Annotated in this window: 21 protein-coding genes and 2 pseudogenes; 14 read left to right on the forward strand and 9 right to left on the reverse strand. The window is 63.5% G+C overall.

Features of this window, described 5'->3' with window-relative positions:
• Positions 1–4: 4 nt before the first annotated feature.
• Positions 5–226, forward strand: coding sequence for a hypothetical protein (locus V1290_RS05900; protein WP_334363480.1), 222 nt, complete (start codon positions 5–7; stop codon positions 224–226).
• Positions 223–393, forward strand: a complete 171-nt coding sequence (locus tag V1290_RS05905) for a hypothetical protein (RefSeq protein ID WP_334363481.1) — start codon at positions 223–225, stop codon at positions 391–393. The genes V1290_RS05900 and V1290_RS05905 overlap by 4 nt, the downstream gene beginning before the upstream one ends.
• A gap of 309 nt (positions 394–702) precedes the next feature.
• Here the strand turns inward: V1290_RS05905 and V1290_RS05910 are convergent, their stop codons facing one another.
• On the reverse strand, positions 703–1,233 hold the full coding sequence (locus V1290_RS05910; RefSeq protein WP_334363482.1) for a gamma carbonic anhydrase family protein: 531 nt from the start codon (positions 1,231–1,233) through the stop codon (positions 703–705).
• A 72-nt stretch (positions 1,234–1,305) separates the two neighbouring features.
• The gene (locus tag V1290_RS05915; RefSeq protein ID WP_028349167.1) at positions 1,306–1,635 is read right to left on the reverse strand and encodes a DUF6949 family protein; all 330 of its coding nucleotides are present in this window, start codon (positions 1,633–1,635) and stop codon (positions 1,306–1,308) included.
• Between the two features lie 306 nt (positions 1,636–1,941).
• On the opposite strand from V1290_RS05915, the gene V1290_RS05920 reads away from it, so the two are divergent.
• Positions 1,942–2,589, forward strand: a complete 648-nt coding sequence (locus tag V1290_RS05920; protein WP_442894165.1) for a hypothetical protein — start codon at positions 1,942–1,944, stop codon at positions 2,587–2,589.
• 168 nt (positions 2,590–2,757) lie between these two features.
• Here the strand turns inward: V1290_RS05920 and V1290_RS05925 are convergent, their stop codons facing one another.
• A complete protein-coding gene (locus V1290_RS05925) occupies positions 2,758–2,976 on the reverse strand; it encodes a DUF3126 family protein (RefSeq protein ID WP_025590201.1) in 219 nt (72 codons plus the stop codon).
• 107 nt (positions 2,977–3,083) lie between these two features.
• Positions 3,084–3,912 (reverse strand): annotated as a pseudogene (cysE, locus tag V1290_RS05930) (serine O-acetyltransferase).
• 205 nt (positions 3,913–4,117) lie between these two features.
• On the opposite strand from cysE, the pseudogene V1290_RS05935 reads away from it, so the two are divergent.
• Positions 4,118–5,485 (forward strand): annotated as a pseudogene (locus V1290_RS05935) (hypothetical protein); the annotation flags it as partial.
• Between the two features lie 3 nt (positions 5,486–5,488).
• Here the strand turns inward: V1290_RS05935 and V1290_RS05940 are convergent.
• Together V1290_RS05940 and V1290_RS05945 are read right to left on the reverse strand one after the other, a co-directional pair.
• Entirely contained in the window at positions 5,489–6,241 is a 753-nt protein-coding gene (locus V1290_RS05940) for an alpha/beta fold hydrolase (protein WP_334363485.1), read from the reverse strand.
• Between the two features lie 56 nt (positions 6,242–6,297).
• Entirely contained in the window at positions 6,298–7,458 is a 1,161-nt protein-coding gene (locus V1290_RS05945) for a hypothetical protein (protein ID WP_334363486.1), read from the reverse strand.
• 249 nt (positions 7,459–7,707) lie between these two features.
• Between V1290_RS05945 and V1290_RS05950 the strand changes: the two genes are divergently transcribed.
• A complete protein-coding gene (locus V1290_RS05950; RefSeq protein WP_334363487.1) occupies positions 7,708–7,953 on the forward strand; it encodes a zinc-finger domain-containing protein in 246 nt (81 codons plus the stop codon).
• A 7-nt stretch (positions 7,954–7,960) separates the two neighbouring features.
• On the forward strand, positions 7,961–9,163 hold the full coding sequence (locus tag V1290_RS05955) for an FAD-dependent monooxygenase (RefSeq protein ID WP_334363488.1): 1,203 nt from the start codon (positions 7,961–7,963) through the stop codon (positions 9,161–9,163).
• Between the two features lie 31 nt (positions 9,164–9,194).
• Here the strand turns inward: V1290_RS05955 and V1290_RS05960 are convergent, their stop codons facing one another.
• Positions 9,195–9,635 carry a twin-arginine translocation pathway signal gene (locus tag V1290_RS05960; protein ID WP_334363489.1) on the reverse strand — a complete coding sequence of 147 codons (441 nt, stop codon included), beginning with the start codon at positions 9,633–9,635 and terminating at the stop codon, positions 9,195–9,197.
• A 652-nt stretch (positions 9,636–10,287) separates the two neighbouring features.
• Here V1290_RS05960 and V1290_RS05965 point away from each other — a divergent pair.
• Positions 10,288–10,875, forward strand: coding sequence for a TMEM175 family protein (locus V1290_RS05965; protein ID WP_334368945.1), 588 nt, complete (start codon positions 10,288–10,290; stop codon positions 10,873–10,875).
• Here the strand turns inward: V1290_RS05965 and V1290_RS05970 are convergent.
• A complete protein-coding gene (locus V1290_RS05970; RefSeq protein WP_334363490.1) occupies positions 10,872–11,606 on the reverse strand; it encodes a lysophospholipid acyltransferase family protein in 735 nt (244 codons plus the stop codon). The two genes, V1290_RS05965 and V1290_RS05970, sit on opposite strands and share 4 nt — an antisense overlap.
• A gap of 105 nt (positions 11,607–11,711) precedes the next feature.
• Between V1290_RS05970 and V1290_RS05975 the strand changes: the two genes are divergently transcribed.
• The gene (locus V1290_RS05975) at positions 11,712–12,569 is read left to right on the forward strand and encodes an alpha/beta fold hydrolase (RefSeq protein WP_334363491.1); all 858 of its coding nucleotides are present in this window, start codon (positions 11,712–11,714) and stop codon (positions 12,567–12,569) included.
• Between the two features lie 270 nt (positions 12,570–12,839).
• Here the strand turns inward: V1290_RS05975 and V1290_RS05980 are convergent, their stop codons facing one another.
• Positions 12,840–14,462, reverse strand: coding sequence for an ABC transporter substrate-binding protein (locus tag V1290_RS05980; RefSeq protein ID WP_334363492.1), 1,623 nt, complete (start codon positions 14,460–14,462; stop codon positions 12,840–12,842).
• 277 nt (positions 14,463–14,739) lie between these two features.
• Here V1290_RS05980 and V1290_RS05985 point away from each other — a divergent pair, with 277 nt between their 5' ends.
• The 6 genes from V1290_RS05985 (at position 14,740) to V1290_RS06010 (ending at position 22,685) form a co-directional block, all read left to right on the forward strand.
• Positions 14,740–15,870: a M20/M25/M40 family metallo-hydrolase gene (locus V1290_RS05985; protein ID WP_334363493.1), complete on the forward strand. Its 1,131-nt coding sequence runs from the start codon at positions 14,740–14,742 to the stop codon at positions 15,868–15,870.
• A gap of 248 nt (positions 15,871–16,118) precedes the next feature.
• Complete coding sequence (locus V1290_RS05990; protein ID WP_065748014.1) at positions 16,119–17,060, forward strand: ABC transporter permease; 942 nt, start codon at positions 16,119–16,121, stop codon at positions 17,058–17,060.
• Positions 17,061–17,072: 12 nt separating this feature from the next.
• Positions 17,073–17,963 (forward strand): ABC transporter permease, encoded by an 891-nt coding sequence (locus tag V1290_RS05995; RefSeq protein WP_334363494.1) that lies wholly within the window; start codon positions 17,073–17,075, stop codon positions 17,961–17,963.
• Between the two features lie 148 nt (positions 17,964–18,111).
• A complete protein-coding gene (locus V1290_RS06000; RefSeq protein ID WP_334363495.1) occupies positions 18,112–19,752 on the forward strand; it encodes an ABC transporter ATP-binding protein in 1,641 nt (546 codons plus the stop codon).
• A 226-nt stretch (positions 19,753–19,978) separates the two neighbouring features.
• Positions 19,979–21,514 (forward strand): M81 family metallopeptidase, encoded by a 1,536-nt coding sequence (locus tag V1290_RS06005; protein ID WP_334363497.1) that lies wholly within the window; start codon positions 19,979–19,981, stop codon positions 21,512–21,514.
• Positions 21,515–21,521: 7 nt separating this feature from the next.
• Complete coding sequence (locus tag V1290_RS06010; protein ID WP_334363498.1) at positions 21,522–22,685, forward strand: M20 aminoacylase family protein; 1,164 nt, start codon at positions 21,522–21,524, stop codon at positions 22,683–22,685.

Below are 22,685 nucleotides of genomic sequence, written 5' to 3' on the forward strand. Positions count from 1 at the left end.
CGCTTTGCGCAAATTGATCGCCTTCGACGATGACACCTTCGACAAGCTCAAACAGCTTGCACGTGACCGGATGGCGACCTTTCAGGAACTGGCTGACGAAGCCTTTGCGGACCTCTTGAAGAAGCACGGCATCCCCATCGACCTCAAGGACGCGCTGCGGAAAAGCGCAGCCGCTTCCAACGAAGCGACGCCAAAAAGATCGAAAACCCGAAAGGCGGCATCATGAATTCCGACCCCGACCCTTTCGAGCAAGGCCAGCGCGCCGCGCGCCAGCACATTCCGGCGGAAGCCAATCCATATCGGGATGGCAGCGAGGAGCATGCGCTCTGGGCCGCCGGCCATGAAAGGGTCGCCGGTCCGCCTCGCGAGGCGAACGAAAATGAAGGCGGCTGAGCCGCCTGCGATCGTTACGCCGCAGCTTCGGTCGGGGCCGCAACATCGGTCTGATCGGTCCGGTCCTCGACCATGCTCACGAACAAATGGGATTTGCGTTCGGGCCCGCCGATCTGAAGCCGCCGCACCGCAATGGTGCGCCGGCCCTTGACCGGGTTATCGACGGTCGACGATCGCTTCGAGCTGCTGCTTGCGCTCCAGCAACTGCCGATCGCGCCGTTCGATCAATTCGGCAGCCGACTCCGGAAACAGCTCGCGGGGTGTTTTCCCCATGATGAGCGCCCGAGACGAAACCAAAGAAGGCTGCCTTCAGCCGATCTTCTTCAGTCCGTTTTTGAATCGCGGCCCGTTGAGCGCGTAGAATTTCGCAGCACTCCCCATCGCCGTCACCTGCTCGGGCGACAAGGTGCGGACCACGCGCGCGGGCGAGCCGATGATCAGGGAATATTCGGGATATTCCTTGCCTTCTGTGATGACCGACCCCGCACCGACGATGCTGCCGCGTCGTATCTTCGCGCCGTTCATGACGATCGAGCCCATGCCGACCAGCGCGTCGTCTTCGAGCGTGCAGCCATGCAGGATGACATTGTGACCGACGGTGCAGCTCTTGCCGATCGTGAGCGGAAAGCCGCGGTCGGTATGGCAGGTGGAATTGTCCTGCACGTTGGAGCCCTCGCCGATCTCGATCCACTCATTGTCGCCGCGCAGCACCGCGCCGAACCATACGCTGGCCGAATTGAGAAGGCGCACCTTGCCGATCACGACGGCAGTGTCTGCGATGAAATAGTTTCCATTTGTGGGGAGTTCAGGCCCCTGTCCGTCGAGTTCGTAGATCGCCATAACAAAAGATCTCCGTTGGCGGAGACCTTGGCACAGCCCCAGGCAGCGGATCAAGCGAACAGGCCGCCAGCCTCAGGCCAGCACGCCCGCGGCTCGCAGCGTCATCAGGAAGAACGTGCCGGACATCATGCTCCAGAAGCCTGAAAGCACGGTCGCCATCATCACGAATTCGAAGCGACGGCGCTCGATCTTCGCGCCGCGTAACGTGTTGCGCATGATGATGAAGGGCGCGGCGAAAACCAGAAACGGCACGGCCGCAAATGTCTTCGGCGCCACGCCTTCCCCAAGCAGCCCGAATCCCGCCGGCCGCGCTGCCATCGCCTGATAGCCGCTGGCGAGCGCGCCTGCTAGCGCAAAGCCGATGCACAGGGAGAACAGGGAATTCAACGCATCGGGCGACATGACAACTTCTCGTACTCGACGAACCGTGCCCTGCTTTCGCAAAATTGGCCGGCCGCCGCCACAGTGTCCTTAAGGAAGGGTTAACAACGAACCGCAGGGACCTCGTTTGCGCATGGCTGCAGGGCCGGAACTCCCGTGAAATCATGCGGAAATCACGCTGCCCATGGCATATTCGCGGGATGATTCGCCTTAGCTCTCGGGATCGTGCCCGAGCCTTGAAACCCGACCGATGCCTCGTTCATGACCCTGCTTTCGACGGCCCAGCACCTCGCCCGCGACACCCGCAGGGATCCGCGGTCGCACATGATGCTCATCATGGTCGCGGTAACCATCACCGCGGGTGCCATTGCCCTCGTCGCTTATTTGCTGTGGCCAACCTGGGTGGCGCGGCCCGCCAGCGCTCCGGGCCGGTTGCCGGTCAGCGTCGGTGCCACGCTCTTCAACGTGCCGACAGCAGCGATCCGCCGCAAGATCCAGCGCCACTCCGGGCCGCAGGAACGGGTCGATCTCAGTTTCGTCTTCCCGTCGCTTGAACCACCGGATGCGCCGAAGCACGTCAGCGCCGATACGATCGAGGAGAAGGTGCAGCCGATCGACCGGATATTCCTGTCGATATCGGCCCACCACGACTCGCTGCCGCCGGACACGCGGGTGCGTACGATCTATCCGCGCTACCTCGAACAGAAGGCAACACCGATCGACGACGGATTGACGATGCGCGCGTTCCGCGACGGCTCGCCCTACGCCAACGAGGACCTGCTCTCCGCCGGCGCACCGAGCCTCAACGCGCGCTGCACCCGCGACGGCCTGACTCCCGGCATGTGCCTGAGCGAGCGTCGCGTCGACGGCGCCGACCTGACGTTCCGCTTTCCGCGGAGCTGGCTGTCGCAATGGCGCGACGTTGCGAATGCGATGGATAGCCTGACGGCGCAAATGCGCGGACCGAAGACCTAGCGACCGGCACGTAGCCGTCTAGAGTGGGCAAAGCCACCGGGTCGCACGAATGCGCGCCCGATGACAGGCTCCGCGTGCCCACCAATTATCTTTCTTGTATTGTGAGTAGCAATGGTGGGCACGGCGCAATTGCGCCTTTGCCCGCCCTACGACGTCGTGGCACGCGCCTCACCCGACGTCGGCCAGATCTTCCTCGAGGATCGCCATTTGAAACTGGAACGAGCGATCGTCGTCCTCGTCATCGACGAACAGCACACCGATGAACTCCTCGCCGATATAGACTTCGGCGGAGTCGTCTTTTTTCGGCCGCGGCACGACGCGGATCTTTGGATTGCCGAATACGCGCTTGAGATAGGCGTCGAGCTTCCTGACTTCCTGAACGTCCACGGCGGTCTCCAATCGGATTCTTTGAATTTCCGGGAGGTTTTTAGGACGAGACGGCGCAGACTACCAGCCGTAACTTCACAAATGCGGCTGCCAGAAAGTGTGGAAAATCAAAGCCCGATCGCGCCGAGCATCTGATCCATGGTGCGCGATGGCTCCGCGCAGCCCGCCTCGCCGACGATCTTCGCGGGAACGCCGGCGACCGTGACATTGTGCGGCACCGGCTTGACCACCACCGAGCCCGCGGCAATGCGCGCGCAATGGCCGATTTCGATATTGCCGAGAATTTTGGCGCCTGCCCCGATCAGCACGCCGCGCCTGATCTTCGGATGACGATCCTCGTTCTCCTTGCCGGTGCCTCCCAGCGTGACGCCGTGCAGGATCGAAACGTCGTCATCGATCACTGCGGTCTCGCCGCAGACGAAGCCGGTCGCGTGATCGAGGAAAATGCCGCGGCCGATTTTGGCGGCGGGGTTGATATCGGTCTGAAACACCGCCGACGAGCGGCTCTGCAGATAATAGGCAAAATCCTTGCGGCCCTTTTGATAGAGCCAGTGCGCCAGGCGATGGGTTTGCAGCGCGTGAAAACCCTTGAAGTAGAGCAACGGATCAATGAAGCGCGAGGTTGCGGGATCGCGGTCGTAGACCGCGACCAGATCGGCGCGGAACGCATTGCCGAGATCGGGCTCGTCACGCAGCGCCTCGTCATAGGTCTGCCGGATCAAGTCGCCCGATAGCGCCGAGTGATCGAGCCGCTCCGCGAGACGATGCACCACCGATTCCTCCAGGCGCTCGTGATGCAGCACGGTCGAGTAGAGGAAGGAAGCAAGCTCCGCGCTCGCGGCGGACGATGTCCTCCGCCTCGCCCCGGATGCGGTCCCAGATCGGATCGAGTGCGGCGAGCTTCGACGCTTGCGGATTGACCTGATGCACTGCCATGATTGCTCTCGCAAATTCCCTGATTACGTTGCTACTATAGCACGGCGGGCGGACTTCTGTCCCGGGCAGGCGCAGGCTAGCGTAAACCGCCTCCGAATGCCGTGGGGTCAGTTCAAGGTGGTCAGCGAAATCAGGAAATCAAGCCGGCGGGCCTGCGACTATTGGTGAATTTCGGCGGACCTGCCATTCGGCGGATGCTGCCCGGATGGGGGGAAGCCACATAAGCACGCAGATATTGCGGGCGCGTACCGCTGCGAATTCGCGCTCGGCCTGGATCGCCGCCATCGCCATCCCATTGATGTTGCTGGCCCCCGCCCTGTGGAATGGCTATCCCCTGCTCCAGTGGGACACCGGCGGCTATCTGGCCCGGTGGTACGAGGGCTATCTGGTCCCCAGCCGCTCCACCACGTTCGGCCTCTATCTTCATTTCGGCGAGGATTCGAGCTTCTGGATCAACCTCGGGATCAACGCGCTGGCGACGCTGTGGATCCTGCAGCTAACGCTGCGCGTGCTCGGTATCTCCGAGCCGTTGCGGCTCCTGGCCATGAGCTTCGTGCTGGCCCTGACCACCTCGTTGCCTTTTCTTGCCAGCACGCTCCTGACCGACATTTTCGCCGGGTTGTCGGTGCTTTCGCTGTTCATCCTGGTCGTGCTTGGCGAGCGGACTTCGATCCCGGAAAAATGCCTGCTGTTCGGCCTCACCGCTTTCGCCGCGGCGACCCACAGCGCGACGCTCGCGGTGCTGCTCGGACTGTGCTGCATAGGCTGGATCGCGCGTCCCTTTCTGCGCGGGCGGATTTCCATTTCCGGACTGACGCAGGGCAGCCTGACCATCGTCGCGGGAGCTGCGCTGTTGCTGTCGACCAATTTCGCCTTATCCGGGAAGTTGGCGTGGACGCCGGGCGGTTACGGCGTGGCATTCGCACGGATGCTGCAGGACGGCATCGTCGCGCAGTATTTGCGCGATCATTGCCCGAAGCAGAATTTCAAGCTCTGCCCCTATCGAGACAATCTGCCGGCCACTGCCGACCAGTTTCTGTGGAGCAACAGCATGTTCAACACGCTTGGCCGCTTTCAGGGACTGAACGACGAGATGGGCTTTATCGTGTTGCATTCGCTGGCCGAGTATCCGGCCTGGCAGGCCAAGGCGGCGGCCATCGCCACTGCGCAGCAATTCGTCTACGTCGGGACCGGCGAAGGCACCGACGGCTGGCTCGGCCATACCTACGGCATCATCGAGCACTTTCTTCCCGCACAGGTGAAGCCGATGCGTGCGGCGCAACAGCAGCTCTGGCACTTCGACTTCACCGCGATCAACCGGATTCACATTCCCGTTGCGCTGGCGTCGATGCTGCTGGCCGTCATCCTGTTCGGCCGCGGCGTGCTGCGCCGACCGTTCGACGATCTCACCTTGCTCGCCGGCACGGTCTCGTTCGCGCTGCTCGGCAATGCTTTCGTCTGCGCCGTGATATCCGGTCCGCACGATCGCTACGGCGCGCGGCTGGCGTGGCTTGCGACCACGGTGGTGCTGATCGCGGCTATCAGGCAATTCGCCGGTGAAGAAGCGCGCGACCGCTCATTGCCGTCGCGACAGGAAATCGATGACACCGACTTTGTAGACCTTGTCGCCGACCGCGCGCATATGATCGCGGTTCGGAATGTCGAGCACCTCGGCGCCCGGAATGATCCTTCCGAGTGCCGCGGCTGAGCCGGCGATTTCATCCCTGGTGCCGACCGCAATCAGGACCGGCACGCGGATCTCGGCGGCTTCATCCGATGTCATCAGCCGCCGCGAGCCGCGCAGGCAGGCGGCAAGAGCGCGGTGGTCGGATCGGGTCTGATCGGCGAAGGCGCGAAAGGTGCGGCCGACCGGATCGGTGACGTCCTCCAGCGACGGCGCTTCCAGCGCGATCGCCACGTTCTCGCCGGGACCGCCGCCCTCGATCAGTCCGATCCCGATGCCGCCGAGAATCGCCGAGCGCAGCCGCTGCGGCTGCTCGCGCGCCAGGATCGCCGTCATGCGCGATCCCAGCGAATAGCCCATGATGTCGGCGCGCTCGATTCCCAGATGATCCAGCAGCGCAATGACGTCGCTTGCCATGATCGCAATATCGTAAGCAGCGGAATCGTAGAGCTTTTCGGAATCGCCATGGCCGCGATTGTCGAGCGCGATCACGCGGCGGCCGTCTTTCCTCAAATCGGAAACCCAGGTCGGATAAACCCAGTTCACGTTCTTGCTGGAGGCAAAGCCATGCACGAGGACGATCGGATCGCCCTCGCCTTCGTCGAGATAGGCAATTTCGACAGCGCCGTTGTGAAAACTCGGCATCATCAGTTCCATTTTTCGGGGGATCGGAAATGGACGGCCTTGCAAGGACTGCAAGTCTAACCGTGTGCGGCAGCGCCCGCCAGCACCGGGGCGGCCGGCAAGCATGCTGCCGCCGCCTCCTTTCTCAAGCGCCGCGCTTTCTTGCGGCGAAGCCACGCTTCGGTCGCCCGCTCGGTGGTCGCCTTGATCGACGACAGAAATCCGAACAGCGCCAATAGCGCACCGAACACCCACATCGTCAGATTGAAAGCGCCGGTTGCCAGCAGGAGCGCGCCGCGGCCGAGCACCTTCAGGATCGCGCGGGTCTGGCCGCCCTTGGATTCGGCAAGCCGCGCGGCGCGGGCGATGTCCTTCGGGCCTTGTGCGATGCGCAGTGCGTCGAGCGCGCCACGCGTGCCGGCCTTTTCGCCGACGCGTCCGACGTCTTTCGCCAGCCGCACCAGCGCACCGGCTTTCTCGGCGCGGAACGCTGCCTTGATTGCGCTGATGGTCTGGCCGGGCCGCAGCACCGAGCCTTTCGCGACCGCCTGCTGCAGGACCGGTGCATCGACGACCTCGCGCGCCGAGCGGCCTGCCCATTGCGTCAGCCCCTCGCCGAGACGTCCGACCTTGCGGGCACTCTTGACCATGGAAAGACCGGCACGCAGCGGAGCAACACCGCCGACCGAGGCGTAGGTCGCGGCGGTCACCGCGAGCCCGACCGTCGCCAGGCCCAGCACCAGCCGGTCCACGTCCTCGCCCGTCGCGAGGTGCTTGCCTTCGCGAACAACGTCCCTGATATCGCCGTAGACGAAGAGATCGCCGGCAACCGTACCCGACAGGCTTGCGACATCGTCGGCATTGCCGACCACGAAACCCGTGGCAAAGCGCTTGGCAAAATGCGACGCCGAACCTGCGTCGGCAACGGCATCGCTGACGCGCTTCGATAGTTCGTCGCTGACGGCAATGCCTTTGTCGCGGGCGAGTTCGACGAAGCTGTTGGCGAGATCGGAATCGCCCTCCGCGAGCGCTGCCTCGATATGGCTGGCGACCAGCGCCTGGTTGGCCCGCAACGCGGAGTTGATCTGGATGTCGGACAGTGTCGCGGGATCGTCCTGCGCGGCCAGAATGGCGCCGGCCTCGCGGGCGTGCGGCCACAACGCCGCGAACACCGCCGCGCTGAGCGCCAAGCATCCTAGCGCCCCTGCCAGAGCCGAACCGAACCGCAATCGCCTCATCCAAAAAAGTCCAATGTTTTCGTCTTTCTCAAGATGGTATGCCGTTTTTAAGACACAACTGCCCCGACGAAAGAAGGGCTTTTCTCCGACGACAGAATTGTGTCGAATTTGCATGAGCAAATGTGCGGCGGGGACATCCCGAATCGGCTCTAGGAATCATCGGCACCCCCCACTATGGTGCGCGGCATTTCGAAGCTGCCGCGTCGCGTTGATTGCGTGCGCTCATCGTTGAAATCCAAGGTGAAGCTGATGTCCGACCATGTCGTCCCGCATTTCCATAACGACGCCGGAGTCTCGGTAATCGAGATCGGCTCGCAGGAATTCATGTGCGTGGGCGCCAGGCCGCCGTTCGATCATCCCCACGTGTTTCTCGACCTTGGCAACGACAACGAGATCATCTGCCCCTATTGCTCGACGCTGTACCGCTTTGCCCCCGACCTCGCCGCAGGCGAAGCCCGCCCGCCCGAATGCGTCCTGAGGGACAAGGTCGCCTGACCTTTCGGTGGCCGCCGCGCGCACCATCATCGTTGCTGGTGCCGGGATCGGGGGACTGACGGCAGCGCTTTCGCTCGCAGCCAAAGGCTTTCGCGTCATCATTCTGGAAAAGGCCGAGCGGCTGGAGGAAGCCGGCGCCGGCCTGCAGCTTTCGCCCAACGCCAGCCGGATCTTGGTCGACCTCGGCCTGCGGTCACGGCTTGCGCCACGCGCCGTGACACCTGAAGCCATTAGTATCGTGAGCGCGCGTGCGGGCGGCGAGATCGCCCGCCTGCCGCTCGGCGAGGCCGCCGGCCTTCGCGCCGGCGCGCCCTATTGGGTGATGCACCGCGCCGACCTGCAAGGCGCCCTGCAGGCGGCGGTCAACGACCATCCGGACATCGACCTGCGGCTTGGTTGCCAGTTCGAAGACGTGACCTCGCACGCCAAGGGGCTGACTGTCGTGCAGCGCCGCGGCAATGCACGCCAACAGGAGTTGGCGGTGGCGCTGGTCGGCGCCGACGGCATCTGGTCCGCGGTGCGGAACCATTTGTTCCCGGACGTGCAACCGCAATTTTCCGGCCTGATCGCCTGGCGCGGGACCCTCGATGCGACCACGCTCCCGCGCGAATATACCGCTGCCCGGGTGCAGCTCTGGATGGGGCCTGACGCACATCTGGTCGCCTACCCGATCTCGGCCGCGCGGCAGATCAACGTGGTCGCTATCGTGCCGGGAACCTGGAACAGGCCGGGCTGGAGCGCGCCCGGCGATGCCAATGAACTGAAAAACGCATTCGCCTCGCAGCGCTGGCCCGCGACTGCGCGGATGCTGATTGGGGCCGTCGACGAGTGGCGGCGCTGGGCGCTGTTCACCCTACCCGATGTCGGCGAATGGACCGACGGCGCAATCGCGCTGCTCGGCGACGCCGCGCATGCGATGCTGCCGTTTGCCGCCCAAGGTGCAGGGATGGCGATCGAGGACGCCGCCGTGCTCGGCAAATGCTTGAGCGAAAACCCGGGCGATTCTATCGCGGGCATCCCGGCGGCACTGAAGCGCTATGGCCGGCAGCGGCGCGCCCGCGTGCTGCGGGTGCAGCGTGCGGCCCGACAACAGGGACGCATCTATCATCTCACCGGACCGCTGGCGCTGGCGCGCGACCTCGCGATCAAAGCCATGGGCCCGGAGCGGATGCTGGCGCGGCAGGATTGGATTTATAATTGGCGTCTGTAGAGCGAAGTTCGAGGCCGCACCCGACAACGTTCTAATTTGCCGGCCGGCTTGCCTTCGTACGACCCTTGGCAACGGGAGCTGGCGCGATCGATGGCGGGACCGGCGCCGGCCTGGCTTCCGGTTTCGGTTCCTGACACCTGTTCTTCTGCCAGGCTTCATCGGCCAGCTTCGACTGTCCGCGCAACGCGATGTAGTCGTTGCGATAGGCTAGCTCCGCCACCACGGGACCGGCGACGCCAGTTTCGGCCTTGGTCATCAGCCCCTGCAACTCCGCGGTGCGCGTCGCGAGGCTCTTGCGCTCGGTCTCGAGCTGCTTGCAATCGTAGAGATCGTATTTGGCGGGATCGGCAAAGGCCGGCGAAATGGTGTCGCTCATGCCGGCACATCCGGACAGGCCCGCACCGAGCGCAACCAGCGCCAACGCCGCGAGGCTGCGCGAGAGTAACCGGCGATGGGACAGCAAGTTGGGCATCGGACCTTCGTTACGTGGATTATCTTGAGATTGCCTAAAGCTCGCCGCAGGTAAACACCCCAAGTGTCCGCATTGAGGCTTTGCTTCTGCGCCGCGCTCACTTAAAGGTGGGGAGCGTTTGGGCCGGAGATTTATCCCAATTCCACTTCTCCGGAAAACACGCTAAGTATCTGATCTTCTGGTGAAAGCGGGCGTGGCGAAATGGTAGACGCAAGGGACTTAAACGCTTGAGTGCTCTTGGGGAAACCCAAGCTGTAGAACTGCTCAAATTCGGGGAAACCTTTCATATGGCAATCCCGAGCCAAGCGCCCGAACCTAACGGTTAGTGCGAAGGTGTAGAGACTAGACGGGCAGCACCTAAAGGCACGAACGCGCCAATGGTGAAGGTATAGTCCAGACCACAAACGAGCCAGCGCGGATGCCCACGCTGGCGAGGCGGCGAAAGCCGTAGCTGGTAAGAAAATCCCTCGGTTCGAAAGGACTGTGCCGGTTCGAGTCCGGCCGCCCGCACCAGCCTTCGCTCGCGAAGCGAGTGAGGGCTGCCACGCCGAAGCCGACAGGCGAAGGCGGGCTTTGTGTCCGCGAGCTACGGCTTGGCAAGCCACCCTGGCGAGCGAAGCGAAAGCGTGGACCGATCAGGGGAGACTGGGGGATCACATTGCCGCAAATCCATCTGTTCGAAATGCGCCGGCTGGAGATGCTGAGCAACACCATCTTCGGCGTTGCGATGACGCTGCTCGCCTATGATTTGCCGAAGGCCTCCAGTTTCACGCAAGCGCCCGACTGGCACGACGTGCTTCGTGTTTATGCCCAGCCCGTCATTGCGCTGACGATCAGTTTTGTGGTCGCCGGCCTGTTCTGGTTCAGCCATCACCGGCGGCTGGCGGTGGCACCGGAAGCCGGGCGCGGCGTGGTGTTCCTCAATCTGTTCTTTCTGCTGTCGATCATCATCCTGCCGGTGACCAACGGCCTCTACGGCGTCTACCGGCTCGATGGCGTCGTCGCGGTGATCTACGGCTTTCACCTGCTGGTGATCGCGGCACTGAACGCGGTATTGTGGGTTCTGGCGCTGCGGGGCCGCCACGATCCGCAATTGCTGGCGACGGCGCTGTTTCCGGTTTTCGTTTTCGCGCTTGGGATCGTTGCGGCGTTCGCCGCGCCGCGGGTTGCGCAGTTTGTCTGGTGCCTGGCGTTTCTGGCGCCACTCGCGGGCTGGGTTGCCGCGCGTCGCTCCGCCTAGCGCACCTTCGCCTCGCTCAGCGTAAGCAGCCGGCTCGCCTCCTCCGCAATCATCCGCTCCATCTTTTCCTGAAATTCCTTGCGCGGCAGGCCCGGCGCGATCGGCGGCAGGAAGGACAGCGTGACGGTGCCGGAGTGCATGATCAGCGTCTTCTTGCCCCAGAACAGTCCGGAATTGCACGCCGCGGGAACGACTGATACTTCGAGGTTGGTGTAGAGCGCCGAGATGCCAGCGGACTGGAATCTCATCGGTTCATCGATCGCCTGGCGGGTGCCTTGCGGAAACAGCAACACCTGACGGCCCTCGCCGGTCGCGCGCCTGGCTTCATCGACCATCTGGCGCAGCGCATGGCGGCCCGCCGAGCGATCGACCAAAATCATCGGATAGCGCTCCAGGAACCAGCCGACGAACGGCACCTTGCGTAGCTCTTTCTTGGCGACGATGCTGGCGTCCGGGAAAAGCGCGCAGAGCGCCGCGGTTTCCCACAACGACTGATGATTGCAGGCGATGATGCAGGGACCATCGGGCACGTTCTCGCGCCCCTGCACCGTGTAATCGAGGCCTACGACATGCTTCATCAGAAACATGATGCCGTTGACCCAGACCTGCGAAACCGCACGCACCGTCGCGCCGCTGGCATTGAACAGCCACATCAGCGGCACCGTCAGCGACACGGCAAGCGTCAGGATTACCACCGCCGTATCGAAAATGATCGATCTCAAATAGTGCAACGATTGTCCCCTTGGGCATCCGGTCGCGCCTCCCAATACAGCACTTTTCAGCCGTTGCACAATTCCGTCATCGGCCGGCCGGAATTGGCTCGTTAGGTTCGCCGCATGCCGGCGTCAGAGCAAATCACCATCGCCCCGCATCTCATCTTCGACACCATCAGCGCCGGCACGCCCGGCGCGCCGCTGGTGCTGCTGCTGCACGGCTTTGCGGAATCGATGCATTGCTGGCGTGCGCAGGTGACGGCCCTCGGCGACATGGGCTATCGCGCGGTGGCGCCGAGCCAGCGCGGCTACTCGCCGGGCGCACGGCCCGATCCGCGGGAATTTTCGCACTACCTGATCGACCGCCTGATGGACGACGCCATGGCGATTGTGGCGGCTGCCGGCTATGGCAACGCGCGGTTTCATCTGGTCGGCCATGACTGGGGCGGCAGCATCGCCTGGGGCATCGCCGAGCGCCATCCCGAGCGGCTGGCGTCGCTCACCATTCTCTCGCGGCCGCACCCGAACGCGTTCAACCGCGCGCTGGCAACCGACGGCGAGCAGGCGCAGCGCTCAAAGCATCACAAGGCGTTTTTGGAGCCGGATGCCGCCGATATCGTGCTCGCGAACGATGCGAAATGGCTGCGCGAGCGTCTCGCCGCCAATGGCGTTCCCCCTGATGGGATCGAGAGGCATCTTGCCGTGCTTGGCAACAAGGACGCGATGGAAGCGGCGCTCGCCTGGTATCGCGCACGCGGCGCGATCCGCGGCCCGCTCGGTCCGATCCGCGTGCCGACACTCTATATCTGGGGCGACGCTGACGACACCGTCGGTCGCGCCGCCGCCGAAGGCACGGTGGATTTCATCGCTGCGCCCTATCGTTTCGAGGTGCTGTCCGGCGTCGGGCATTTTGCGGCGGATCAGGCGCCGGAACGGGTGGGCGAATTGCTGCTGGAACATCTGGCCGCGCATCCTGCGTGAGGAACGCAACGCCCGCAAAAATGTTGTCGTGCACAAAATGGAGTACGACAATATGACCAGTGAAAAAGATCGGGAAAAGGCTGCAGCCGAGCGCAAGCAAGCGCGGGATCAGCGCTCTCCGTCGCCGCCACCGCCGCAAGTCTCTCCGCCGCTTGAGAATGACGGCCCGGAACTGGTACGCGATACCCACTGCTGACGATGAAAACAAAAACGCGACGGAGGAACAGTCCTCCGTCGCGATTGCTTGATGTTCGACTTAAAGCGAACCGCCTACTCGCTCTTGTCAATATTCCAGAAGACCGGCGTCGCCGGGCCGTCGAGCACACCGTTGAGCGATTTGCGCCAGCCGCTCGCGATCAGATACTGGCCGAGCGGGATGTAGATCACCTGCTCATAGGCCTGCTTCTGGATTTCCGCAGCGATCTTCTTCTGCTCGTCCGGAGAGGCGGAGCGCGCAAACTTGTCGCGGAGCTCTTCGATCTTGGCGTCTTCGGCCCAACCGAACCAGCCGCCATTCTTGCCGCGGCCGCCGACCGAAGCATTGACCACGGGATTGGAGACATCGGCGGCGACCCAGTTGGTGAAGAACATGTTCCAGCCACCTTCCTTCGGCGGCTTCTGGCTGGCGCGGCGGGTCACCACGGTCTGCCAGTCGGTGGCCTGCACATCGACCTTGAATCCGGCTTCACGTAGCAACTGCGCCGCGACGATCGGCTGCGCCTTCAGCGTCACGACATCGCCGGGAGCCATGATCACGACAGGCGTGCCATCATAACCGGACTCGGCGAGCAGCTTCTTCGCCTCCGCCATGCCGTTGCCCTTCACCAAGGTCTCGGCGCCGACATCAGTCTCCAGCGGCGTGTTGCACACAAAGAGCGCGCCACAGATCTTTTGGTACTTGGGATTGCCGACCAGGGCATCGAGCACGTCCTTCTGCTTCATCGCCAGGAAGGCGGCTCGGCGAACCTTAACGTTATCAAATGGCGGATAGAGGAAGTTCATCCGCCCCAGCGTCTGGAAACCGAACTTGTTGAGGACGTCGACCTTGAGTTCCTTGTTCGCCTCCAGCACCGGCAGCAAGTCGAACGGCAGATTTTCCATGAAGTCGATATCGCCCGACTGCAGCGCGTTCACCGCGGTCTGCGCATCCGGCATCGTGATCCATTCGACGCGATCGACCTTCACCACCTTACCGCCTGCGGTCCAGCTCGGCGGCTCCTTGCGCGGCACATAGTCGGCGTTCTTTTCATAGACCGCCTTCACGCCCGGCTGGAATTCAGCTTGCACGAACTTGAAGGGACCGGATCCCACCTGCTCCTTGATCTGCTGGCCAGCGGGCGTTTCCGCGAGCCGCTTCGGCATCATGAACGGCGTGTAGGACGACGGCTTGCCGATCGATTCCAGCACCAGGCCGTAGGGCTCCTTTAGTTTCAGCGCAAAGCTCTTGGCGTCGATCGGCTCGATGCTGGCGGTAAAGTCCATCAGCTTCTGGCCCATATTGTCGTTCTTGCCCCAGCGCTTCAGCGAGGCGACGCAATCCTCCGCCGTCACCGGCGTGCCGTCATGCCACTTCAGGCCGTCGCGCAAGGTGAAGGTGTAAGTCAGCTTGTCGTCTGAGACTTTCCAGTCCGCCATCTGCGGCTGGACCTTGAAATTGGAATCGGTCGCCAGCAGCGTGTCGTAGACCATGTAGCCATGATCGCGCGTGATGTAGGCGGTGGTGAAGCCGGGATCGATGACGCGCAGGTCCGAATGCATCACGGCGGTGATGGTCTTCTTGCTGGCGGCAGCGGCCTGCGAGGTCGGGCCTAGCGACGTCAGCGCCGCCGACAGCGCAAGCACCGACAAAGCAGTCGCTATCGTGGGACGTTTCCAACGCATGATGTGGAACATTCGATCTCTCCTGACGTGAAACTGTTCAATGTCCGCTGATTCATTATGCATGCGGTTCGTTATTTGGGCGAACTAACACGCTGTAAATCCTGACTATTTGAAGACTTGCATCAAGCGCGTGGCACGTCAATCCGCTTTGAGGCGGCTACCGCGCTGCGGATACCGCAGGACGCGCGTTCATGTTTCGCTTTACAAATCCGCGCGAGATCATTCTCGTACGCGGCGGGCCGGTACCCTATCGGTCGAAACCCAAAATTAAGAAAACCAAGAGAAGCCCATGAACCCAGCCAATCTTCCCTTTGATTCCGAGGCCATGCTGCAGGGGTTGCGCGGCTGGGTGGAGTGCGAAAGCCCGACCTGGGACAAGGCTGCGGTGGAACGCATGCTCGACCTCGCCGCGCGCGACATGGCCATTATGGGTGCGACCATCGAGCGCATCGCCGGCCGCCAGGGATTTGCCGGCTGTGTCCGCGCCCGCTTTCCGCATCCGAGGCAAGGCGAGCCCGGCATCCTGATCGCCGGCCACTTGGATACCGTCCATCCCGTCGGCACCATCGAAAAGCTGCGATGGCGGCGCGAAGGCAACAAATGCTTCGGTCCCGGCATCTTCGACATGAAGGGCGGCAATTACCTCTCGCTGGAAGCGATCCGGCAACTGGCCCGCGCCGCGTTCACGACGCCGCTGCCGATTACGGTGCTGTTCACCCCCGACGAGGAAGTCGGTACGCCCTCGACCCGCGACATCATCGAGGCAGAAGCCGCGCGCAACAAATACGTGCTGGTGCCGGAGCCCGGACGGCCCAACAATGGCGTCGTCACCGGACGCTATGCGATTGCGCGCTTCTATCTGGAGGCCGTCGGCAAGCCGAGCCATGCCGGCGCCACGCTTTCTTCCGGCCGTTCCGCGATCCGCGAAATGGCACGCCAGATTATCGCGATCGACGGCATGACGACCGAAGATTGTACGTTCTCGGTCGGCATCGTGCATGGCGGCCAGTGGGTCAATTGCGTCGCCACCACCTGCACCGGCGAAGCGCTGAGCATGGCCAAGCGCCAGGCCGATCTCGACCGCGGCGTCGAGCGCATGCTGGCGCTGTCAGGCACCAGCAACGACGTCACGTTCACGGTAACCCGCGGCGTCACCCGCCCGGTGTGGGAACCAGATGCCGGCACCATGGCGTTATACGAAAAGGCGCGCGGGATTGCCGCGCAGCTGGGCCTCGAACTGCCCCATGGCAGCGCCGGTGGCGGATCCGACGGCAACTTTACCGGCGCCATGGGCATCCCGACGCTGGACGGGCTAGGCGTCCGCGGCGCCGATGCGCATACGCTGAACGAGCATATCGAGGTCGACAGCCTCGCCGAACGCGGCCGCCTGATGGCGGGATTGCTGGCGACGCTGGAGTGATGGCGGCGGTCTCTCCGCCGTCATTGCGAGGAGCGAAGCGACGAAGCAATCCATACTTCCTCGCGGCCCGATGGATTGCTTCGCTTCGCTCGCAATGACGACCACGGCTGCGGCTTTCCGAACCGATTAGCTGCATCGCAAAAAACGCAGGCGCAATGGCACGGGACTTGCTGAAATGCTACGCTGGTGGCGCGGAAACCAAGTCTAAGGGCGACGCTGCCCAGTTCACCTACAACTAACGGATCAAGATGCTCGGATATCTGCTTCGTCGCATTCTCGCCGCCATTCCCGTCATGGGCGTGGTGGCGCTGTTTGTGTTTCTTCTGCTGCGGCTGACGCCCGGCGATCCCGCCGCGATTCTCGCCGGCGACAATGCAACGCCCGAACAACTCGAGCGCATCCGCACGTCGCTCGGCCTCAACGAGCCGCTCTACACCCAATTCTTCACCTGGATCGGCAAGCTGCTGCAAGGCGACCTCGGCGTCTCCTTGATCTCGAACGTGCCCGTCTTGAAGATGATCAGTCAGCGCGTCGAGCCGTCGATCTCGATTGCCCTTTCCACGATCATTCTGGCTATTGTCGTTGCGGTGCCGCTCGGCGTGATTGCGGCGTGGAAGCACGGCACCTGGATCGATCGCTTCGTAATGGGATTGTCGGTGGTCGGCTTCTCCGTGCCGGTATTCGTGATCGGCTACGTCCTGATCCAGATCTTTGCGATCGACCTGCGCTGGGTGCCGGTGCAGGGTTTCCGCAGCATCACGGCCGGCTTCGGTCCGTTCTTCGAGCGCATCATCCTGCCGACCTGCACGCTATCCTTTATCTATGTCGCGCTGATCGCGCGCATGACGCGGGCCGCAATGCTCGATGTGCTCGGCGAGGATTACGTCCGTACCGCGCGCGCCAAAGGCATCAGCGAGACCGGCGTGCTGCTGCGCCATGCCCTGCGCAACGCCGCCGTGCCCGTCATCACCGTGATAGGTACGGGATTCGCGCTGCTGATTTCCGGCGTCGTGGTCACCGAGAGCGTGTTCAACCTGCCCGGCATCGGCCGCCTCACGGTCGATGCGGTGCTGGCGCGCGATTATCCCGTCATCCAGGCGATGATCCTGCTGACGTCGCTGATCTATGTCACCGTCAATCTCCTGATCGACGTCGCCTACACCCTGCTTGATCCCAGAATTCGTTATTGAGGCTGGCTACTGATGGCGATCGAAACCCTTCCCGGACCGTCAATCCCTGTCACCACGCCGTTCCGGCCGCGACTTGGATTCCTCACGGCGACGCCGATCATCGCGACCGCGACCGTCTGCCTCGCACTCGTCATCGCGATGGCGATCGCAGCCCCCCTGCTCGCGCCCCACGATCCGCAATTGCTGGCGCCGGCACAGCGGCTGAAACCATCAAGCGCGCAGTTCCTGCTCGGCACCGACGCGTACGGCCGCGACGTGCTCTCGCGCATCATCTATGGCGGGCGGATTTCGCTCCTGATCGGCCTGGGTGCTGCGGTCTTCTCGATCGGCATCGGCCTCGTGATCGGCCTCGTCTCCGGCTTCTTCAAATGGGTCGACGCCGTGATGATGCGGGTGATGGACGGCTTGATGGCGATCCCTTCCATCCTGCTCGCGATTGCCGTGGTGTCGCTGTCGGGCGCCAGCCTGATGACCGTGCTGGTCGCGATCACGATTCCCGAAATTCCGCGCGTGGCGCGGCTGGTGCGCTCGGTCGTGCTGTCGGCGCGCGAAGAGCCTTATGTGGAGGCCGCGATCTCGGTCGGCACCAGCCTGCCCAAGATCATGTGGCGGCATTTGATGCCGAACACCATTGCACCGCTGATCGTGCAAGGCACCTACGTCTGCGCCTCCGCCATTCTCACCGAGGCGATCCTGTCGTTCCTCGGCGCCGGCATCAGCCCGGAAACGCCGACCTGGGGCAACATCATGGCCGAGGGCCGCGCCTACTTCCAGGTCAAGCCGTCGCTGATCTTCTGGCCGGGGCTATTGCTGTCGATCGCGATCCTCAGCGTCAACCTGATCGGCGACGCCGCCCGCGACGCGCTCGATCCGCGCATGAAACAACGGGAGGCGGGGAAGTGACGAAGACCTCACCCCGTCATTGCGAGCGAAGCGAAGCAATCCATCTCGCCGCGCAAAGAAGGAATGGATTGCTTCGTCGCGGAGCCTGTCATCGGGCGCGCATTCGCGCGGCCCGTTGGCTCCTCGCAATGACGGCTGAAAGACCTGCATGACCAACATCATCCTCGATATCGACAACCTTGTCGTCGGCCTCGGCAAAAATCCTTCCGGCCAGCGCATCATTGACGGCGTCTCGCTGCAGGTGCACGAAGGCGAAACCCTCTGCGTTGTCGGCGAAAGCGGCTCCGGCAAATCGGTGACGTCGCTGACCGTGATGGGGCTGTTGCAGAAAGGCGCGCTGGTGCCCTCCGGCGGCAGCGTCAAGCTGGTCGGCGAGGAACTGCTCACCGCCACCGACAAGCGCCTGCGACAGTTGCGCGCCACGAGGATGGCGATGATCTTTCAGGAGCCGATGACGGCGCTCAATCCGGTGGTGCCGGTCGGCCGCCAGATCGACGAAGTCTTGCGCGCCCACACCGATCTCGACGCCCGCGCCCGCCGCCAGAAGATTTTGGCAATGATGGAGCATGTCCGGTTGCCCGACGTGGAGCGCATCTTTGCCTCCTACCCGCACCGGCTGTCGGGCGGACAGCGCCAGCGCATCATGATCGCGATGGCGCTGGTACTGGAACCGAAACTTCTGATCGCGGATGAGCCGACGACGGCGCTCGATGTCACCACGCAGAAGCAGATCCTCACCCTCATCCGCGACCTGCAGCGCGATCACGGCACCGCCGTGCTGTTCATCACCCATGACATGGGCGTGGTCGCCGAGATCGCTGATCGCGTCGCGGTGATGCGTTACGGCCGGCTCGTCGAGACTGGCACGCTCGACAGCATTTTGCGCACGCCGACCATGGAGTACACCCGCAACCTGCTCTCCTCGGTGCCGAGCCTGGTGCCGCGGGCGCCCCGCGTGGAGACCGACGAACCGGTGGTGCTGGAAGCCAATGAGCTGGGCAAGGTCTATCGCGAGCGTTCCTTCCTCGGAAAGGCGCGCGAAGTCGCCGCCGCCAAGGACGTCACCCTCACTTTGCGCAAGGGCCGCACGCTCGGCATCGTCGGCGAAAGCGGCTCCGGGAAGTCGACGGTGGCGCGCTGCATCGTCCGCCTGATCGATCCGACTTCCGGCGGCGTGCGGCTCGCGGGCCGCGAAATCTCCGAGCTGTCGCGCCGGCTCTTGCAGCCGCACCGCAAGAAGATCCAGATCATCTTCCAGGACCCCTACCGCTCGCTCAATCCGCGCGTGACCGTCGGCGAAACCATTGCCGAGGGCCCGATCAACTACGGCATGCCGCGTGCAGAAGCGCTGGCAAAGGCGCGCGATCTGCTCGAACTGGTCGATCTGCCGGCCGATGCAGTGTCGCGCTATCCGCATCAATTCTCCGGCGGACAGCGTCAGCGCATCGCGATTGCGCGCGCGCTCGCGCTCGACCCCGACGTGCTGGTTGCGGACGAAGCGGTCTCGGCGCTCGACGTCTCCGTACAGGCGCAGGTGCTCGAACTGCTCGACGAAATCCAGAAGCGGCTGGGCATTGCGTTGTTGTTCATCACCCACGATCTTCGCGTCGCGGCGCAAATTTGCGACGACGTCGCTGTGATGCAGCATGGCCGGATCGTGGAACAGGGCCCGGCCGCGCAGGTGCTGACCCACCCGCAGCAGGCCTATACAAGGGCATTGCTCGATGCCGCCCCCGGCCGCGGCTGGGATTTTGCCAATTTCCGGCCTGTCGAAGTGGCGGCGGAGTAGCACGGAGGCCTCTCCCCGTCATTGCGAGGAACAAGCGACGACTTGTCCGCCGTAGCTCGAAGAGCGAAGGCGGAAGCAATCCATGTCTCCGCAAGCGGCAGCATGGATTGCTTCGCCTTGCTCGCAATGACGGTGGGGCGGCATGCAAAACGGAATTGCTTCACTCCTTGCGCTTGCCACGACGTCCCGCTTAACGTCCCCCAACCAAAAACACTGGCGAGGCACTATGACCCGTATCGCCGTCGGCGGCTTCCTGCACGAGACCAACACTTTCGCGCCGACCAAGGCGACCTATGCTGATTTTGTTCATGGCGGCGGTTGGCCGGCGATGGCGCATGGGCCTGATGTCCTCAAGGTCATGCGCAAGATCAATGTCGGCCTTGCCGGCTTCGTCGAGGTGGCCGAAGCCAATGGCTGGGAGCTGGTCCCGACCATCTCCGCAGCCGCCAGCCCGTCGGCGCATGTCACGACCGATGCCTTCGAACGCGTCATGAAGGAGATGGTCGACGGCATCGCCAATGCCGGGCCGATCGATGCCGTCTATCTCGATCTGCACGGCGCCATGGTGACCGAACATTACGACGATGGCGAAGGTGAAATCCTGGCGCGCGTGCGCAAGGCGGTAGGTCCCCGTCTGCCGCTGGTGGCAAGCCTAGATCTCCATGCCAACGTCTCGCCCGAGATGATCGCGCATGCGGATGCGCTGATCGCCTACCGCACCTATCCCCACATCGACATGGCCGACACCGGCCGCGCCTGTGCCAAACACCTCGCGCTGCTGCTGAAGACCGGGCAGCGCCTTGCAAAAGCGTTCCGGCAACTGCCGTTCCTGATCCCGATCTCCTGGCAATGCACCACCGACCAGCCGACCAGAAGCATTTACGAGCAGCTCGCAGCGCTCCAAAGCGACGCGGTGCCGACGCTATCCTTTGCGCCGGGCTTCCCGGCGGCGGATTTTCCCCATTGCGGGCCGAGCGTGTTCGCCTATGGCAGGACGCAGGCCGACGCGGACGCCGCCGCCGACAAGATCGTCGCGCTCGTCGTGGGCCACGAAGACGATTTCGACGGCCGCATCTATTCACCCGATGATGGCGTGCGCCTCGCCATCGAGCTTGCGAAAACGGCGAAGAAGCCGATCATTATCGCCGACACCCAGGACAATCCCGGCGCCGGCGGCGATTCCGACACCACCGGCATGCTGCGCGCCCTGGTGCGCAACAACGCATCCCGCGCCGCCACCGGCGTGATCTACGATCCGGAGTCGGCCAAGGCGGCGCATGCGGCGGGCGTCGGCGCCACCGTGACGCTGGCGCTCGGCGGCAAATCGGGCATCCCGGGCGATGCGCCATACAAGGAAACGTTCGTCATCGAAAAATTGTCGGACGGCAAATTCGTGGCGCCAGGCCCCTATTACGGCGGCCGCGACATGGACATGGGCCCTTCGGCCTGCCTGCGCATCGGTGATGTCAGGGTCGTCGTGGGCTCCTACAAGGCGCAGCTCGCCGATCAAGCGATGTATCGCTATGTCGGCATCGAGCCGACCGAACAGAAAATCCTCGTCAACAAGAGCTCGGTGCATTTCCGCGCCGATTTCGAACCGATCGCCGAAAAGCTTTTGATCTGCGCCGCCCCAGGCGCGATGCCGGCCGATACCGCAGCGCTGCCCTGGACGCGGCTGCGTCCGGGCATCCGCCTCAAGCCGAACGGCCCGGCCTTTGCCCCATTCGCTCCCTCACGCTCAAAATCCTCAGTCACGGGATAATAAAGACATGCCCATCATCGAACGCATCGGCGGCTATGCCGAGGAACTCACCGCCATCCGCCGCGATCTGCATGCCCATCCCGAGATCGGCTTCGAAGAGGTGCGCACTTCCGGCATCGTCGCCGAGAAGCTGAAGGGTTGGGGCATCGAGGTCCATCGCGGCCTCGGCGGCACCGGCGTGATCGGCGTGCTCAAGGGCAAGGGCGATGGCGGCAAGCGCATCGGCCTGCGCGCTGATATGGATGCGCTGCCGATGGAAGAGAATACCAACCTGAAATGGCGCTCGACCATTCCGGGGCGTTTCCACGGCTGCGGTCATGACGGTCATACCACGATACTGCTCGGCACCGCGCGCTATCTGGCCGAGACGAAGAATTTTGACGGCACCGTGCATTTCATCTTCCAGCCCGCCGAGGAAGGCCTCGGCGGCGCGCGCGCCATGATCAAGGATGGGCTGTTCGAAAAGTTTCCCTGCGACGAGGTCTATGGCCTGCACAACGCGCCGGACCTCAATCACGGCGAGATCGCGATCCTGCCCGGACCGGCGATGGCAGGCGCCGATTTCTTCGACATCACGATCCAGGGCTATGGCGCGCATGGCGCGATGCCGGAGCGCTCCAAGGATGCGGTAGTGATCGCGACCACGCTGGCCCAGGCCCTGCAGACCATCGTCAGCCGCAACGTCGATCCCTTGAAGTCTGCGGTGCTGTCGGTCACGCAGATCCATGCCGGCTCCGCCAACAACGTGATCCCCGGCGAGGCGAAGCTCGGCGGCACGGTGCGCGCCTTCGACGACGGCGTGCGCACGCTGATCCGCGATCGCATGCGCAAGATCTGCGCCGGCGTTGCCGCCACGTTCGAGTGCGAGATCACGGTCGACATCCGCGACACGTTCAGCGTCCTCGTCAACGAGGAAGAACAGTCCAGGGTGGTCGAAGCGGTGGCGAAGACCGTGGTCGATCCGTCCAAAGTGCTCACGCGCTCGCAGCCGAAGATGGGGAGCGAGGATTTCGCCGACATGATGCAGGTGGTGCCCGGCGCCTATTTCTGGATCGGCCACGACGGCTCGGTGCCCGTGCACAATTCCGGCTTCGTCCTCGACGACAAGATCCTGCCGATCGGCGCCAGCATGTTCGCCCGCATCATCGAAACCCGGCTCCCGGTAGGTTAG

Origin of the sequence: Bradyrhizobium sp. AZCC 1578, from assembly GCF_036924675.1 — a bacterium.
In the GTDB taxonomy this organism is placed as follows: Bacteria; Pseudomonadota; Alphaproteobacteria; order Rhizobiales; family Xanthobacteraceae; genus Bradyrhizobium.